General features: G+C 69.1%; 14 protein-coding genes. 8 read left to right on the top strand and 6 right to left on the bottom strand.

Annotated elements, in window-relative coordinates:
* Positions 1-2 precede the first annotated feature (2 nt).
* From secA2 to SK571_RS36590, 5 genes are all read right to left on the bottom strand, one after another.
* Positions 3-2,288: an accessory Sec system translocase SecA2 gene (gene secA2 / locus SK571_RS36570; RefSeq protein ID WP_319988686.1), complete on the bottom strand. Its 2,286-nt coding sequence runs from the start codon at positions 2,286-2,288 to the stop codon at positions 3-5.
* A 70-nt stretch (positions 2,289-2,358) separates the two neighbouring features.
* The gene (locus SK571_RS36575) at positions 2,359-2,751 is read right to left on the bottom strand and encodes a PIN domain-containing protein (protein WP_319988687.1); all 393 of its coding nucleotides are present in this window, start codon (positions 2,749-2,751) and stop codon (positions 2,359-2,361) included.
* Positions 2,748-3,068, bottom strand: a complete 321-nt coding sequence (locus tag SK571_RS36580) for a hypothetical protein (protein WP_319988688.1) — start codon at positions 3,066-3,068, stop codon at positions 2,748-2,750. Before SK571_RS36580 ends, SK571_RS36575 begins: the two co-directional genes overlap by 4 nt.
* A 58-nt stretch (positions 3,069-3,126) precedes the next feature.
* The gene (locus SK571_RS36585; RefSeq protein ID WP_319988689.1) at positions 3,127-4,383 is read right to left on the bottom strand and encodes an MFS transporter; all 1,257 of its coding nucleotides are present in this window, start codon (positions 4,381-4,383) and stop codon (positions 3,127-3,129) included.
* A 54-nt stretch (positions 4,384-4,437) separates the two neighbouring features.
* The gene (locus SK571_RS36590) at positions 4,438-7,638 is read right to left on the bottom strand and encodes a carboxyl transferase domain-containing protein (RefSeq protein WP_319988690.1); all 3,201 of its coding nucleotides are present in this window, start codon (positions 7,636-7,638) and stop codon (positions 4,438-4,440) included.
* 133 nt (positions 7,639-7,771) lie between these two features.
* Here SK571_RS36590 and SK571_RS36595 point away from each other — a divergent pair, with 133 nt between their 5' ends.
* Both SK571_RS36595 and SK571_RS36600 read left to right on the top strand, forming a co-directional pair.
* Positions 7,772-8,551: a sporulation protein gene (locus tag SK571_RS36595; protein WP_266042969.1), complete on the top strand. Its 780-nt coding sequence runs from the start codon at positions 7,772-7,774 to the stop codon at positions 8,549-8,551.
* A gap of 115 nt (positions 8,552-8,666) precedes the next feature.
* A complete protein-coding gene (locus SK571_RS36600; protein ID WP_319988691.1) occupies positions 8,667-8,939 on the top strand; it encodes a GlsB/YeaQ/YmgE family stress response membrane protein in 273 nt (90 codons plus the stop codon).
* On the opposite strand, the gene SK571_RS36605 is transcribed toward SK571_RS36600, so the two are convergent.
* A complete protein-coding gene (locus SK571_RS36605) occupies positions 8,932-9,555 on the bottom strand; it encodes a TetR/AcrR family transcriptional regulator (RefSeq protein WP_319988692.1) in 624 nt (207 codons plus the stop codon). The genes SK571_RS36600 and SK571_RS36605 overlap by 8 nt on opposite strands.
* Positions 9,556-9,647: 92 nt before the next feature.
* Between SK571_RS36605 and SK571_RS36610 the strand changes: the two genes are divergently transcribed.
* Genes SK571_RS36610 through SK571_RS36635 form a run of 6 tightly spaced genes read left to right on the top strand, consistent with a single transcriptional unit; the run spans position 9,648 to position 16,015 of the window.
* Positions 9,648-10,793 (top strand): acyl-CoA dehydrogenase family protein, encoded by a 1,146-nt coding sequence (locus SK571_RS36610; protein ID WP_090069354.1) that lies wholly within the window; start codon positions 9,648-9,650, stop codon positions 10,791-10,793.
* 10 nt (positions 10,794-10,803) lie between these two features.
* Positions 10,804-12,000 carry an acetyl-CoA C-acetyltransferase gene (locus SK571_RS36615; protein WP_319988693.1) on the top strand — a complete coding sequence of 399 codons (1,197 nt, stop codon included), beginning with the start codon at positions 10,804-10,806 and terminating at the stop codon, positions 11,998-12,000.
* Positions 12,000-12,758: an SDR family NAD(P)-dependent oxidoreductase gene (locus SK571_RS36620; RefSeq protein WP_319988694.1), complete on the top strand. Its 759-nt coding sequence runs from the start codon at positions 12,000-12,002 to the stop codon at positions 12,756-12,758. The genes SK571_RS36615 and SK571_RS36620 overlap by 1 nt, the downstream gene beginning before the upstream one ends.
* 14 nt (positions 12,759-12,772) lie before the next feature.
* A complete protein-coding gene (locus tag SK571_RS36625; RefSeq protein ID WP_319988695.1) occupies positions 12,773-13,900 on the top strand; it encodes a hypothetical protein in 1,128 nt (375 codons plus the stop codon).
* Positions 13,897-15,321: a vWA domain-containing protein gene (locus SK571_RS36630; RefSeq protein ID WP_319988696.1), complete on the top strand. Its 1,425-nt coding sequence runs from the start codon at positions 13,897-13,899 to the stop codon at positions 15,319-15,321. Before SK571_RS36625 ends, SK571_RS36630 begins: the two co-directional genes overlap by 4 nt.
* Entirely contained in the window at positions 15,308-16,015 is a 708-nt protein-coding gene (locus SK571_RS36635) for a hypothetical protein (RefSeq protein WP_319988697.1), read from the top strand. Before SK571_RS36630 ends, SK571_RS36635 begins: the two co-directional genes overlap by 14 nt.
* Positions 16,016-16,036 lie beyond the last annotated feature (21 nt).

The following is a 16,036-nucleotide window of genomic DNA, read 5'->3' on the forward strand; positions in this document are numbered from 1 at the left end:
CGTCAGCGGCGCTGCCCGCGGACCATCTTGACGAGACCCTTCATCGACTCCTCCAGTCCGGAGCCGAACGGGTTGTCGTGCACCAGATAAGTCCACGTCGAGCTCGGGCGCTTCACCCCGGCGTCGGCGAGGTCGTAGACGTCGTCGGTGATCTTGGCCGCCTCGTACTTCTCCGAGGTGCGCTCCCACGACTCCGGCACGATCTTGTTGAACGCCGGGATGGCCTCGCGGTGGAACTCGTCCAGCGGGTTCTGCCGGGCCAGCGCGCGCAGGTGGATGCCCTCGCGCAGGTCCGACAGGAACGTCAGGTGGTGCGTCCACAGGTCGTCCAGGAAGAACAGCGTGATCTTGCGGGCGACCTCGGCGGCCACCTCGTCGGACACGCCTTCCTTCTTGCCGACCTTCTCGAACGCCGCGTCGGTGCGCAGCACGACGTCGCGGTGCTTGAGCAGGATGTCGCGCTGGTGCTCGATCAGCTTGTTGTAGCGCCAGGTGTTGCGGTGGATCTCCAGGTTCACGCCCTCGGCCACGCGCTGGGCGTGCTCGAAGGTGTGCAGCAGGCCCTTGTCGTGCACCCGGCCGTCGTTGTCCACTTCGGACGGGTCCTCGGCGTCCGGCGCGTACTGGGTGATCAGCTCGTCCTGCATGGACGAGAAGAACACCGAGCCGCCGGGGTCGCCCTGACGGCCCGCGCGGCCGCGCAGCTGGTCGTCCAGGCGTGACGACGAGTGGCGCCCGGAGCCGATCACGTACAGGCCGCCGAGCTCGGCGATCCGGTCGTGGTCCTCGCCCTCGTGCCCACCGAGACGGATGTCCGTACCGCGACCGGCCATCTGGGTCGAGACCGTGATGCGCTGGTACGAACCGGCGTCCGCGATGATCGACGCCTCCTCGGCGTCGTTCTTCGCGTTGAGCACCACGCACTCGATGCCGGCGGCGCGCAGCTTGGAGGAGATCCGCTCCGACTCGGCGACGTCGAGCGTGCCGACGAGGATCGGGCGACCGGTCTCGTGGACGGTCTTGATCTCCTCGACGATCGCGTCTTCCTTCTGCTCCAGCGTCGCGTAGAGGCGGAAGTGCTCGTCCTCGCGGATGTTCTCCTTGTTCGGCGGGATCACGAGCACTTCCAGCTCGTAGAACTCCCGCAGCGTCTCGGCGACGGCGACGGCGGTACCGGTCATGCCGCAGCGCGTCGGGTAGCGCGACAGCAGCGCCTGCACCGTCATCGAGTCGAGGATCTCGCCCGACTCGGTCGTCTGGACGTTCTCCTTGGCCTCGACCGCGGCCTGCAGGCCGTCCGGCCACCGCTGCAGCTTCGCGACACGGCCACGCGTGTCGTTGATCAGGTGCACCTTGCCGTCACGCACGATGTAGTCGACGTCGCGGTGCAGCAGCACCTGCGCGTGCAGCGCCACGTTGACCTTCGACAGCGTGGACGTGACGTGCTCCTGCGAGTACAGGTCGATCTCGCCGAGCGCCCGCTCGACGGCCTCGGAGCCCGCACCCGTGAGGAAGACGTTGCGCTCCTCGTCGTCGATCTCGTAGTGCAGGTTCTGGCGCAGCCGCTTCACCAGGTCGGCGATGACGGGGTCGGCCGCCTCCGCGCTGGTCGAGCCGGCGAGCACCAGCGGCACGCGGGCCTCGTCGACGAGCACCGAGTCGGCCTCGTCGATGAGCGCGACCTCCGGCTCGGGCACGATCAGGTCTTCGGGGCTCGTGACGATCCGGTCGCGCAGGATGTCGAAGCCGATCTCGCTGACCGGCGCGTACGTGACCTCGCGCTGGTAGGCCTCGCGGCGCTCGTCGGCCTTCGAGCTGCCGTTGATCCAGCCCACGGTGACGCCGAGCAGCCCGTACAGCGGGCCCATCCACTCCGCGTCGCGCTGGGCGAGGTAGTCGTTGACGCTGACCACGTGGACGCGCTTGCCCTTGATCGCGAACCCGGCCGCGGCCATGGCGCCCGCGAGCGTCTTGCCCTCACCGGTCGCCATCTCGACTACGAGCCCGCTGAGCATGCCGAGCGCACCCAGGACCTGCACGTCGAACGGACGCTGCCCGATGGCGCGCTCGGCGGCCTCCCGCGTGAGGGCCACGAGCTCGGTGTCCGTGCTCTCCTCGCGCAGCTTCTCGGCGTGTGCCGTCAGCTCCTCGTCGCTGAACGCCTTGAACTTCTCGGCGTGTTTCTCCACGTCCGCGAGCATTGCCTGGAACGGGGCGAGGTCGACTGAGCCCGGTTTCTGCGCGAACCTGCGCATCCGCTGCTTGAAGCGCGCCATGAGAGTGGTCACGACGCGCCAACGTACGGCATCGGCTCCAGGTTCCGCAGAGGTCTTGACTGTGAAGGCCCGATTTGTCCGATCAGACGACGATGAGTGGAACCCGCACACCTACGGCATCGGCGAGCTTCCCCAGGTCGCCGGGGTCTGAGGTCAGCACGGCGCAGTTGTGGCTGACGGCCGCGATGACGACAGCCGCGTCGACCACGTCGGACGTTCCGGCGATGGCGAGCAGTCTGCCGATCGCTTCCGCCACGTCCTCGGTGAACGGGACGGGCTTGCACATCCGGCGCAGCATCGCCACCGGTGCCTGCCTCGCAGTTCCGCGCCACACCTGAGCCAGTACGACGGTCGGCAGAAGCGCGCGGGTGCCCGAATCGAGGGCGTCACGGCATGCTCCGTACACGCTCCCCCTGGGGTTTCCTTCGACCTGGATGAGTGCGCCGGCGTCCAAGATGAGACCACGCGCGCTCAACCCGCTCGCCTTTCCTCCGGCAGGCCCAGAAGCCGTGCCAGTGCTGCGGCACGGGCTGCGGCGTCCGCCGGGGACTCGGCGGCCCCGACGCCTGCTTCCGCGAGTTCTTCGCGGATCTGCTCGAGTTCGGCCGGATCGGGCTCGCCGAACTGTGCCGCGTAGTCCTGGGCGGCTGCCTGGGCCTCGGCGAGATCCGCGGCGGCTTCCGCTGCCTCCGCGAGCCAGGCGGACAGCGGCACTCCCGCTCGGTCAGCCGCCCGTCGTGCCCTGGCGGCGACGACGCCCGGCAAAGACACACTCAACTTCTCTACCGCCATGTTCCTGATGGTAACGCGATTGGTGCTACCAAGGTAGCACCAATCGCGCCGGTGTTGATCAGGCCCGTTCCGGCTGGTGCGTCTCCGGCAACTTGAACACCGACACCAGCGTGAAGAGGCCCATGACCAGCAGGAACGCGGACACGGACATCGAGGTCCCGGTCGCGCCCAGCAGCGCCGTCATGACGAACGGCGTGCCGCCGCTGACCAGGATCGACGCCAGCTGGTACGCGAGAGAAGCACCCGAGTACCGCACGTGCGCCTCGAACAGTTCGCCCAGGTAGGCGGCGATCGGCCCGTACACGAGAGAGGACGCGATGCCTCCGACCGTGTTCGCGACGAACAGCAACAACAGCGAGGCCGTGTCCACGAGCAGGAAGTACGGGAACGCCCACAAGATCATGCCGACGGTGCCCGCGATGATCAGCGGACGGCGCCCGAGGCGGTCCGACGCGTGCCCGGCCCAGAGGATGACCGGGATGCTCACGAGGGACGACAGCATGCTGACGACCAGCACCGACTCGCGGGCCAGGCCGAGCGTGGTGGTCGCATAGGACAGGACGCCCGCGATCGACACGTAGAAGATCGCGTTGGACGCGAACATCAGGCCCGCACCGAGCAGGATCGGCTTGCGGTGGGTTCGCAGTGCCTCCTTCAGCGGTGCCTGCGCCACGACCGGTCCCGACGCACGGCGTTGCTGCAACTCACGGAAGACGGGGCTGTCCTCGACCTTGAGCTGGATGAACAGCACCACGGGGAACAGGAGCGCGCTCGCGAGGAACGGCACGCGCCAGCCCCACGACGCGAACGCCTCAGGCGAGAGAGACGTCGTGGCACTGATGAAGGCGACGTTGCCCAGCAGCACGCCGATCGGAACGCCGGCCTGCCCGAACGTGCCCGCGAAGCCGCGCTTCTTCGGCCCCGCGGTCTCGGTCAGCAGCAGGACCACGCCGCCCCACTGCCCGCCGACCGCGATGCCCTGCAGGAAGCGCAGCAGCACCAGCAGGATCGGCGCGCCGACGCCGATGGACGCCGTCGTGGGCAGCAGGCCGATGAGGAACGTGGCTGCCGCCATCAGCCCGAGGCAGATGACCAGTGCCGGCTTGCGGCCGACCTTGTCGCCGACGTGCCCGAACACCAGGCCGCCGAGCGGGCGCGCGATGAAGCCCGCCCAGAACGTGCTGAACGACAGGAGCAACGCCACGATCGGCGTCGCCTCGGGGAAGAACAGTTTCGGGAACACCAATGCCGCGGCGGTCGCGTAGATGAAGAAGTCGTACCACTCAAGACTCGAACCGACGAGCCCGGCTGCCATGAGCCGACGTAAGGTCTTCTGTTCCGCAGGGGCGACGCTGACCACGGATTCTCCTCACCACGTGTCGATGAACGGGCGTTTCTTCCCTTGTGAGCGGGAAGTTGCGGGGGCCAGCGCCGTGGCGATCCAGCGGCGCGTGTCGGCCGGGTCGATCACGTCGTCGATCTCGAAGACCGAGGCGACGTTGAGGGCTTTGCCGTGCTCGTAGGCCATCGCGACCATCTGGTCGTAGCGCTGCTGGCGCTCGTCCGGGTCCGCGATGGCGTCGAGCTCTTTCCTGAAGCCGAGTTTGACGGCGCCTTCGAGGCCCATCGGGCCGAACTCGCCGGTGGGCCACGAGACGGCGAACTGCGGGACCTTCAGGCTGCCCGCCGCCATGGCCTGGGCGCCGAGGCCGTACGCCTTGCGCAGGATCACGAGTCCGAAGGGGACGGTGAGGTTGGCGCCCGTCACGACCATGCGGGTGAGGTGGCGGACGGTGGCGGTGCGTTCGGCGTCCGGGCCGACCATGAAGCCCGGGGTGTCGCACAGCGAGACGACCGGGAGGTCGAACGCGTCGGCCAGCTGCAGGAAGCGGGCGCACTTGTCGGCGGCGTCGGCGTCGATCGCCCCGCCCAGGACGTTCGGGTCGTTGGCGATCAGGGCGATGGGACGGCCCTCCACGCGGACGAGGGCGGTGACGATGGCCTTGCCGAAGCCCTGGCGGAGTTCGAGGACGCTGCCGGTGTCGGCGAGGGTGGTGATGAGCGCGCGGATGTCGTAGGCGCGCAGGCGGTTCTCGGGGACGGCGTGGCGGAGGAGGCGCTGGTCCGCGCAGTTCCACGATCCGAAATTGTCGGTGCTGTTTGGGAGAATTGTTTTCAGGGGTTCCCCCGAGGGCGCGGACGAAGGCTGCGCACTCGGCGAGGGGACGCCTGCGGGAGCCTGAGCGCCTGCGGAAGCTTGGCGGCCCGCGGGAGCCTGAACGCCTGCGGGAGCCTGGAAGCCTGCGGAAGCTTGGAGGCCTGCGGGAGCCTGAACGCCTGCGGAAGCCTGGAGGCCCGCAGGAGCCTGAAGGCCCGCGGGAGCCTGGAAGTACGAGAGGTACTTCTTCGCGACGACGACGGCTTCCTCCTCCGACGCCACCGCGATGTCCACCACGCCGTTGGGCACCTGCACGTCCAACGGGCCGATGTCCTCGGGCCGGAACGTGCCGAGCCCACCGCCCTCGATCATGGCCGGGCCGCCCATGCCGATGTTCGCGCCCTCGACCGCGATGATCACGTCGCAGGTGCCCAGCAGCACCGCGTTGCCCGCGAAGCACCGTCCCGCCACCACGCCGATCAACGGCACCTGCCCGCTCAGCTGTGCGAACGCGTGGAACGAGCCGCAGTCCAGACCGCTGACCATGCTGTGGTCGGTGTCGCCGGGCCGTCCGCCGCCGCCTTCGGCGAACAGCATCACCGGAAGGTTCTCCTGCTGTGCCAGGGCGAACAGCCGGTCTTTCTTCTGGTGGTTGCGCATGCCCTGGGTGCCGGCCAGCACGGCGTAGTCGTAGGACATCGCCACGACCCGTTGGCCGTTCACGACGCCGATGCCGGCCACCATGCCGTCCGCGGGCGTGCGTTCGATCAGGTCCTCGAGCGACCGGCGCTGGCGTTGGGCGGCGATCGCGAGGCCGCCGTACTCGACGAACGAGGAACAGAGATCCGCGATGTTCTCGCGGGCGGTCCGCCCACCCCGGGCGTGCCGGCGCTCGGCGGCTTCGGGGCGGTCGAAGTCGTGACGTGCCAGCACTTCCGCCAGATCCGGCCGGACGTGCTCCAGGTCCACCTCGGCGACGTCCTCGGCCGCCTCGCCGGCCCCGGAGGCCAGCAGTTGACCCTCGGCCACGGTGTCGCCGACCGACACCAGCACGTCGCCGGACACCCGCACGACGTGCTGCATCTTCATGGCTTCCAGCACGACGGAACCGGGATCGACGGCGACCACCGTGCCCGCCAGCGGCGCTCGCATGCCCGAGACCGGCTCCTCGGTCACGAAGTCGGTCGTCGCACCGACGATGTCCTGCTCCAGCAGGGTCTTCAGGAACTCCAGGTTCGTGGCGACGCCCTCGACGCGGAACTCGCGCAACGCCCGCCGCGCACGGTTGAGGGCGACGTCCAGGTCCTCGCCGTGCACCACGAGCTTCGCGAGCAGCCCGTCGTACCGCGTGCCGACCCGGTAGCCGACGTACCCGTGCGTGTCGACGCGGACGCCAGGCCCGGCGGGCAGCCCGAACGACGACAGCACGCCGCCCGAGGTCTGGTTCAGGCGCACCTGCACGGCCGCGCCGCGGTCGTGCGGCGTGAAGTCCACGTCGCCGCCCCAGGCGAGCAGCAGCTGCGTGCGCACGAGGTCCACTCCGGACACCATCTCGGTGACCGTGTGCTCGACCTGCAGCCGCGGGTTGACCTCCAGGAACGCGAACGAGTCCCCGGACACCAGGAACTCGACCGTGCCGACGCCCTGGTAGTCCACGGCGACCGCGATCGCCGCCGCGGCCTCGTGCAGTGCCTTGCGCAGCAACGGGTCCAGCAGGGGAGCGGGTGCGATCTCCACGACCTTCTGGTGCCGCAGCTGCAGCGAGCAGTCGCGGTCGCCGATCACCGACGTCCCGACGAGCTGCACCTCGATGTGCCGGGCGGAGGGCATCAGCCGTTCGAAGTAGACGTCGCCCACCCCGAACGCCGCCAGCGCCTCCGCCCGGCACGCCTCGACCGCACTGTCGAGGTCCTCGGGCCGCAGCACGGCCCGCATGCCCTTGCCGCCACCACCGGCGACCGCCTTCACCATCACCGGGAACTCGCCGGGTGCCGCGTCCAGCACCGGAATCCCCAGCGACGCCGCCAGTTCCCGCGCTCGCCGCTTGTCACCGAGCAGTTCCAGAACGTCAGCGGACGGCCCGACGAACGCGAGCCCGCGCTCCGAACACGCCCGGGCGAACGCGGCGTTCTCGGACAGGAATCCCCATCCCGGATGCACGGCCTGGCACCCCTCGGCCGCGTCCAGCAACTGATCCACGTCGAGGTACGGCGACGGCCCGCGCAGCGCCACGGCGCGGTCCGCGAGGGTCACGTGGAGCGCCGAAGCGTCGTCCTCCGCGTACACCGCCACGGTGCGTATTCCCAGGTCAGCGGCGGCGCGCAGGACGCGGACAGCCACCTCACCCCGGTTGGCGACGAGCAGCACGGGCAACCTCCTGAGCGACCGCTTAGTATGTGACGGCGGTCGCATGTTGCCATCTGAAGTCAACGGAAGTCCATACGGAACCGATCGGGGTACTGAGGCGTCAACGGAACACTTCGCCGCAAACGGGCGATCCAGTTGGCAGACTCCCCGCAAACAGCAAGGGCTTCAGGAGGCCGCAGTGGTGTTCAAGAGGATGATGCGCGCGTTCGGCGTGGGCGGGCCGACTGTCGACACGGTGCTGACGAACCCCAACGTCAGGCCGGGCGAAGTGCTGTCCGGTGAGGTGCGCATCGCCGGCGGCGACCACCCGGCCGAGATCGACCACGTCACGCTCGCGCTGCTCACCCGCGTCGAGGTCGAGAGCGGCGACAACGAGTACAACACCAACATGGAGTTCCACAAGTTCTCCGTGGGTCAGCGGATCGTCGCCCAGCCGCACCAGAACCTCTCGCTGCCGTTCCAGGTCCCAGTGCCGTTCGAGTGCCCGCTCAACGTCGTGGGCGGCATGCAGCTCAACGGCATGCAGCTGGGCCTGCGCACCGAGCTCGAGGTGCGCGGCGCCGTCGACCCCGGTGACCTCGACCCGATCTGGGTGCACCCGCTGCCGTCGCAGGACGCCGTGCTCCAGGCGTTCGGGCAGATGGGCTTCCGCTTCACCAAGGCGGACAACGAGCGCGGCCGCATCCACGGCGTGCCGCAGCAGCTGCCGTTCTACCAGGAGATCGAGTTCTACCCGCCGCCGCAGTTCGCGGGCCGCGTCAAGCAGGTCGAGCTGACCTTCGTCACGACGCCGGGCGAGCTGCACGTGGTCCTGGAGGCCGACAAGCGCGCCGGGCTGCTCCGCGCGGGCGGCGACGCGTACGGCCGGTTCGCCGTGTCCCACCAGCAGGCCGTCGGCACCGACTGGACCGCGACGATCAACCAGTGGATGAGCCAGGTCTCCGGCAGCCGCTGGTAGTCATCGGCAACCGGGTGTACCGCTCGCCGATCTCGAGCTGCGGATCTTGCCGAGTGACGGGATGATTTTTCCCGAGATCCCCGAGTGCATCGGGGTGTAGCGGGAGGAGGCGTCCGTGACCGTCGAAAGCATTATCGGCGCGCTCATCATCGGTCTGATCCTGGGCCTGCTCGGCAAGCTGTTCGCACCGGGAAAGCAGGCCATCCCGATCTGGCTGACCATCCTGGTCGGCATCGCGGCCGCGTTCATCGGGTCGTGGATCGCGCGACTGCTCGGTGTGCAGGACACGCCGGGCATCGACTGGATCGAGGTGATCGTCCAGATCGTCGTCGCCGCGGTCGGTGTTTCGGTCGTGGCAGGCGTGTACGGCAGGAAGTCGGTCAGGTAGCCGGGCGGACCATCCTGAGGACGAGGTCGGCGTACATCGCGCCGATCTCGTCCGGAGTCCGCCTGCCGCCAGGCTGGTACCAGCGCGCGACGTCGATGCACAGCGACAGCACGGCCAGGGTCGCGCCCTTGAGGTCGGGGACGTCGAACACGCCCTCCTCGACGCCGGCCGCGATGTAGGACCGCATCCGCTGCTCGATCTGCCGGCGCAGCTCCGCCACCTCCGCGTGGTGTTCCGGGGAGAGCGCGCCGAGCTCGTACTGCACCACCCGCGCCGTCGTGTGGAACTCCGCGTGCCAGCCCGCGAACGCCGACACCGCATTCTTCAGCCGCTGCACCGCGCCGTCGCCCTGGATGCTCGACAGCAGCGCCAGCGACGTCTCGTGACCGACGAGCGAGATGTTGAAGAGCAGCTCCTCTTTGGACCGGTAGTGGATGTACACGGCCGCGGGGGACATTCCGGCCAGCGAAGCGATGTCACGGGTGGTCGTGGCGTGGTATCCCTTGCTCGCGAACGCCTGGACGGCGGCGATGAGCATCCGGCGGGCGGCGTCCGGGGTCACGGTGCGCCAGGTCTCGTCGAGCAGTGAGAACCCGTCCAGTCCGGTCGTCGTCATCGGGCCGCTCCTCGCGTGTTGACAGGTGATGGATCGTACTGCACGCTAAGCGGGCGCTTAGCTCTAAGCAACCGCTTAGTATGGAGGTAGTCGTGCAGCGGACGCTGTTCAACGAGGATCACGCCGCGTTCCGGGAGTCGGCGAAGGCGTTCGTCGAGCGCACGATCACGCCGAACGTCGAGAAGTTCATCGAGCAGCGGGTGATCGACCGGGACGTGTGGCTGGAGGCCGGGCGTCAGGGCCTGCTGGGCCTCGAGATCCCCGAGGAGTACGGCGGCAGCGGCGCGAACGACTACCGGTTCAACACGGTGTTCGCCGAGGAGCTGTGCCGGGTCAACGCCGCGGTCGCCTCGTCGCTGGGCATCCACGGCGATGTCGTCGCGCCCTACCTCGTCGACCTGTGCACCGAGGAGCAGAAGCAGCGCTGGCTGCCCGGCATGTGCACCGGCGAGATCAAGACCGGCATCGCGATGACCGAGCCGTCCGGCGGCTCCGACCTCGCGGCGCTGAAGACCAACGCCGTGCGTGACGGTGACGACTGGATCCTCAACGGCTCCAAGACGTTCATCACCAACGGCTACACCGCCGACATGATCGTCGTCGCGGCCCGCACCGACCCGTCCAAGGGCGCGCGCGGCATCACGCTGTTCGCCGTCGAGAACGGCATGCCCGGCTTCGAGCGCGGCCGCAAGCTCGACAAGGTCGGCCAGCACCCGTCCGACACCGCGGAGCTGTTCTTCTCCGACGTGCGGCTCTCGCAGGAGCACGTCATCGGCGAGGAGGGCCAGGGCTTCATCTACATGATGGAACGCCTGCCGCAGGAGCGGATCGGCGGTGCCATCTCGAACCTGGCGCACGCGCAGGGCGTCTTCGAGGAGACGCTGGAGTACGTCAAGGAGCGCAAGGCCTTCGGCCAGGCGATCGGCAAGTTCCAGCACAACAAGTTCCTGCTCGCGGAGCTGCGCACCAAGCTGGACGTCTCGCAGGCGTTCATCGACACCCTGACCATGCAGCACGTTCGCGGTGAACTGAGCTCGGTCGAGGCGGCGCAGGCGAAGTACTGGAGCGCCGACATCGAGAACGAGGTCATCGACGCCTGCGTGCAGCTGCACGGCGGCTACGGCTACATGACCGAGTACCGCGTCGCTCGCGCGTGGATGGACGCCCGCGTCACGAAGATCTGGGCGGGGTCCAACGAGATCATGAAGGAACTCATCGGCCGCGACCTGGGCCTGTAGGAGGTTTTCCATGGCTGAGGCAGTCATCGTCTCCACGGCCCGGTCGCCGATCGGCCGTGCCCGCAAGGGTTCTCTCGTCTCGCTGCGGCCGGACGACCTGGCCGCGCAGGTGATCTCGGCGGCGCTGGGCGACATCCCGGCCTCGGAGATCACCGACCTGCACCTCGGTTGCGCCGAGCCGCAGGACGAGCACGGCCAGAACATCGCGCGCCGCGTGGCCGTGCAGCTGGGTCACGACAACCTCCCCGGCACGACGGTCAACCGGTTCTGCGCGTCCTCGGTGCAGACCGCGCGGATGGCCTTCCACGCCATCAAGGCGGGGGAGGGCACCGGGTTCATCTCGGCCGGCGTCGAGTGCGTCTCGCGGTACATGCACTCAGGTGTCCCCTCGTTCAACCCGCTGTTCGACGAGGCGCAGCAGCGCACCCTGGACACGGCAGCGTCCAACGCTCCGTGGACCGACCCGCGGCTCGACGGCAAGCTGCCCGACTACTACATCGCGATGGGCCAGACGGCCGAGAACGTCGCGACGCAGATGGGCATCTCGCGGCACGACCAGGACGAGTTCGGCGTGCGGTCGCAGAACCTCGCCGAGAAGGCGATCGCGGACGGGTTCTTCGCCCGCGAGATCACGCCGGTCACCCTGCCCGACGGCTCCGTCGTCTCGACGGACGACGGTCCGCGCGCCGGGGTGACGTTGGAGGCCGTCTCGCAGCTGAAGCCGTCGTTCCGGCCCGAGGGCACGATCACGGCCGGCAACTGCTGTCCTCTGAACGACGGCGCGGCCGCCGTGGTGATCATGAGTGACGTGCGGGCCCGCGAGCTGGGCCTGACCCCGTTGGCGCGCATCGTGTCCACGGGCGTCTCCGGGCTCTCGCCGGAGATCATGGGCCTCGGCCCCGTCGACGCCACGAAGCAGGCGCTCGGCCACGCCGGTCTGTCCATTTCGGACATCGACCTGGTGGAGATCAACGAGGCGTTCGCCGTCCAGGTGCTCGGTTCGCAGCGCGCACTCGGCATCGACATCGACAAGCTGAACGTGCACGGCGGCGCGATCGCGCTGGGCCACCCGTTCGGCTCGACCGGTGCGCGGATCATGACGACGCTGATCAACGGCATGCAGGCCCGCGACGCGCAGTTCGGCCTCGAGACGATGTGCGTCGGCGGCGGCCAGGGCATGGCGATCATCCTGGAAAGGCTTTCTTGATGGGAATCCTCGACAAGTTCCGCCTGGACGGAAAGGTCGCGATCGTCACGGGCGCGTCCTCGGGCCTCGGTGTCGCGTTCGCCAAGGGCCTCGCAGAGGCCGGTGCGGACGTCGTGCTCGCGGCGCGTCGCGCGGACAAGCTGAAGGACACGGCCGCCCTGGTCGAGGCCGCCGGACGGCGCGCCCTGGTCGTGCAGGCCGACGTGTCGCAGCCCGACGACTGCCGTGAGGTCGCTCGAGCGGCGGCGGAGTTCGGGTTGGTGTCGGTGCTCGTGAACAACGCCGGTGTCGCGTCGGCGGTGCCGGCCTCGCGGGAGACGCCGGAGGAGTTCCTCGGCGTCATGGACGTGAACCTCAACGGCGCCTACTGGATGGCCCAGGCCGCTGCCTCCGTCATGAAGTCCGGTGGCTCGATCATCAACATCTCCAGCGTGCTCGGCCTCGTGACCGGCGGTATTCCCCAGGCCGCGTACTCGGCGTCGAAGGCGGGACTGCTCGGCCTGACCCGCGATCTGGCGCAGCAGTGGACCGGGCGCAAGGGCATCCGGGTCAACGCGATCTGCCCCGGTTTCTTCGAGTCGGAGATGACCGACCAGTACCCGCCCGGGTACCTGGAGAAGATGCGGGCGGCGCTTCCGGCAGGACGCATCGGTGATCCCGAGGAACTCGCTGCCGCCGTGGTCTTCCTGGCCTCGCCCGCGGGCGGTTACGTTACTGGCGAGACGCTCGTCGTCGACGGTGGTGCCGTGATCGTCTGACTCCAGGGGGAGCCGTGCGGGAGCCCGAGTTCAAGGTCGTCGACCCGCGAAGACGGTTCCTGCTGTGGTTCGTCCCGCCGTTGGCGGTGTTCGTGTTCGGGCTGGTGGTGTTGCTCGTTTCGGGGCACATCACCGGCCCGTTCCGTTCTGTCACGGTGGTGCGGGCGCTGTTCGCCTCCAAGCGCGACTTCTTCCAGGACGAGCAGGTCAAGCGCATCCTGATGGCGCGCGGCTACCAGGTGCACGTGACGCCGATCGGCTCGCGCGACCTGGCCGACAAGCCCGACCTCGACTCGTACCACTTCGTGTTCCCGTCCGGGCACGTGGCGAACGAGCACGTGAAGACCCGCCGGGCGGGCAAGCACGTCGTGCCGTACCGGCCGTTCTTCACCCCGGTCGTGCTCGCCACGTTCCGCGAGTACGCCGAAGCGCTGAAGCAGGCGGGCGTCGCGACGCCGCACGACTCGAGCGAGAAACCGCTCTACTACAACCTCGACATGGCCAAGCTCAAGGAGCTGGCCGACGTAGGCAAGCGGTGGAACGAACTCGGCCTGACCAACGGCAACCGGGTCATCGTGCAGTCACCGGACCCGTGCAAGGCCTACTCGGGTGCGACGCTCGTCGGGTTCTTCGCCACCGCTTTCGGTGACGAACCGCCGCAGACCGTCGAAGCCGCGGAGAAGCTGGCACGGGAGGTCAAGCCGTACGTCGACGCGCAGGGCCAGGCCGGGGAGGACATGGCCCCGAAGTACTTCGTGCCGGAGGGCCGCACGCACGCCGTCATCGCGGTGATCTACGAGCACCAGTACATCGCATATCAGTTGCGGCAGAAGAGCATCGACACCGAACGCGTGCTGCTCTACCCGACCAAACAGCACCAGAGCACGCCCGAGCTGATCTCGTTCACGCCGGAGGGCGACCGGATCGGCGAGCTGATGATGAACGACCCGGAACTGCGCCGGCGCGCGGTCGAGCTCGGGTTCCACTCGCTGAGCTGGAACGGGGAGTCCGCCGACGACTTCGGCACCTACATCGCGGACCGCGGTCTGCCGGAGCCGCCGGCCGGTGAGGCGGGCAGGGTGCAACTGCCCAAGGCGGAACTCTTCGAGCGGATGCTCGACGTCGTCGGCGACTGCAGATGAGAGTGCTGGCAGCGGTCGTGCTGCTGTTGCTGGCCGCGTGCACGCCGAGCACGCCCGCGGTCCGGTTGAAGATGCTGGCCAGCACGGAACTGGCTGACCTCGGTCCTGTGCTGGCGGAGCTGAAGAAGGCCACCGGGGTCGAGCTGGCGGTGGAGCACCGCGGCACGGTCGAGGCCGGCAGGTCGCTCGCCGGGTTCGACCTGGCGTGGTTGTCCACCACCAGGTTCCTGCGGTTGCGGGGTGCCGAGCCGGAGCTGGCGTCGAGCGTCATGACGTCCCCGGTGGTGCTCGGCGTGAAGCGCGGCAGCCGGGCCGTGCTGGGCGAGCGGCCGACGTGGGCGGACGTCGCCGACCGGGCCGCGCTGGGCCAGTTCCGGTACGGCATGGCCGATCCGCGCGTGTCGGGCGGCGGCATGGCCGCGTTGATCGGCGTCGCGACGGCGGCCGCGGGCACAGGCGCGCCGCTGCGGCCCGAGGACGTGAGTTGCGACCGCCTGCAGGGGTTCCTCGCCGGGAGGGCGTTCGACGTGCCCGACCCGGTCGGTGAGTTCGTCCGCCGGTCCGATGTGGACGGACTGGTCGCGCACGAGTCCGAGTTGTTGTCCCTGAACGCTTCCGGGCGCCTGGCGGAACCGCTGGAGATCGTCTACCCGCGCGACGGCATCGTGCTGTCGGACTACCCGCTGATGCTCGTCGACCCCGCGCATCGGGCCTCGTACGACCGCGTCGTGGAATGGCTGCGCTCGCCGGTCGCGCAGCAGATGATCGCCGACCGCACGTGGCGCCGTCCCGTCGAGCCCTCCGTGACGCGCAACGAGAAGCTGCGGGCCGACCTCGGCACCGCGCTCTACTTCCCGGACAGCTCCGAGGTGATCGACCGGCTGCTGCTGTTCCACGACCGCGCGGGCGACGGCCGGCAGGTGGTCTTCGTGCTGGACTACTCGACGTCGATGGCCGGTGCTCGCCTCGCCGGGCTGCGGGAGGCGTTCGCGTCGCTCAACGGGTTCGACCGCTTCTACGTCGGCGAGACCGTGACGATCATCAGGTTCGCGGGCACCGTGCTGGAGGAGCGTTCGATCACCGTGCGCGGCCGGGAGGACCTCGACGCGCTGCTGGCCGTTGTCGCGTCCGAGGACCTGCGGGACAACACCGCGATCTGGAGCGCTCTGGAGCGGGCGTTGCAGCTGGCCAAGGGGGAGACGGCGGTGGTGCTGATGACCGACGGCGAGAACAACGCGGGCCCGTCGGTGGACGAGTTCCTGAGGGTCGGCAGGGGAGAGGTGCCGGTGTTCCCGATCCGGTTCGGCGAGGCCTCCACGGCGGAGCTGGACCGGGTGGCGCAGGCGAGCGGCGGCCGTCTGGTCGAGGCAGGCGCGAAGTCGTTGCTCGAGGCGGTGAGGGAGATCCGTGGCTGTCGATAGAGCGCTCTGGTGGTCCGTCTCGTGGGGCTGGATCCTGCTGTGGGTGGCGACGCTGATCGCGCTGGTCGTGGTCGTCGTGCTCGCCTCGCGGTGGCTGCGCCGCCGCGACCAGGGCCCCGAGGTGCCCGGCCTGCTGTTCTACGTGCACGGCCAGCGGATGATCAACCTCTGCAAGGTCGGCCGCTACGACGACGCGGTCACCCGGCAGTTCGTCAAGCAGATCACCGTCACCAAGAACGGCAAGCTGCAGGTCGGCCCCAGCGAGTTCGGCATCGGCGTCGACGGCTCGGTGGTCGAGCAGAACACCGACACCTACGAGAAACCGGCCACGGAGATCGACGTCATCGGCGTCGTCCTGGCGGGCCTGCGCGCGGGACACGGCGTGGTCGAAGTAGACCTGACGACCGCCACGATCACGGCGGACGAAGCGTGGCGCCGAGGAAGAGCGCGACGGCTCAACGACATCCGCGACTACGTGTCGCTGCACGGCCGGTTCGAGGTCGGCGACGGTGACGACCCGGCGGTGCTGCTGGCACCGGTCGGCGCGCACCGGGTGCGGGTGGAGTGCGACCGCGCGAGCCTGCGCGACACGTTGCCACCGGGCCAGTTCAACGCCCGCTGCCTGGGCAAGGTCCAGTCGTGGAACGCCGCGACCGGCGAGATCGTGGTGCTGCCCGTCGTGGTATTCCAGTAGACGTGCGGGGGAAGATCAGCA

The sequence above is a fragment of the Lentzea kristufekii genome, from assembly GCF_033949925.1.
GTDB classification, from domain to species: domain Bacteria; phylum Actinomycetota; class Actinomycetes; order Mycobacteriales; family Pseudonocardiaceae; genus Lentzea; species Lentzea kristufekii.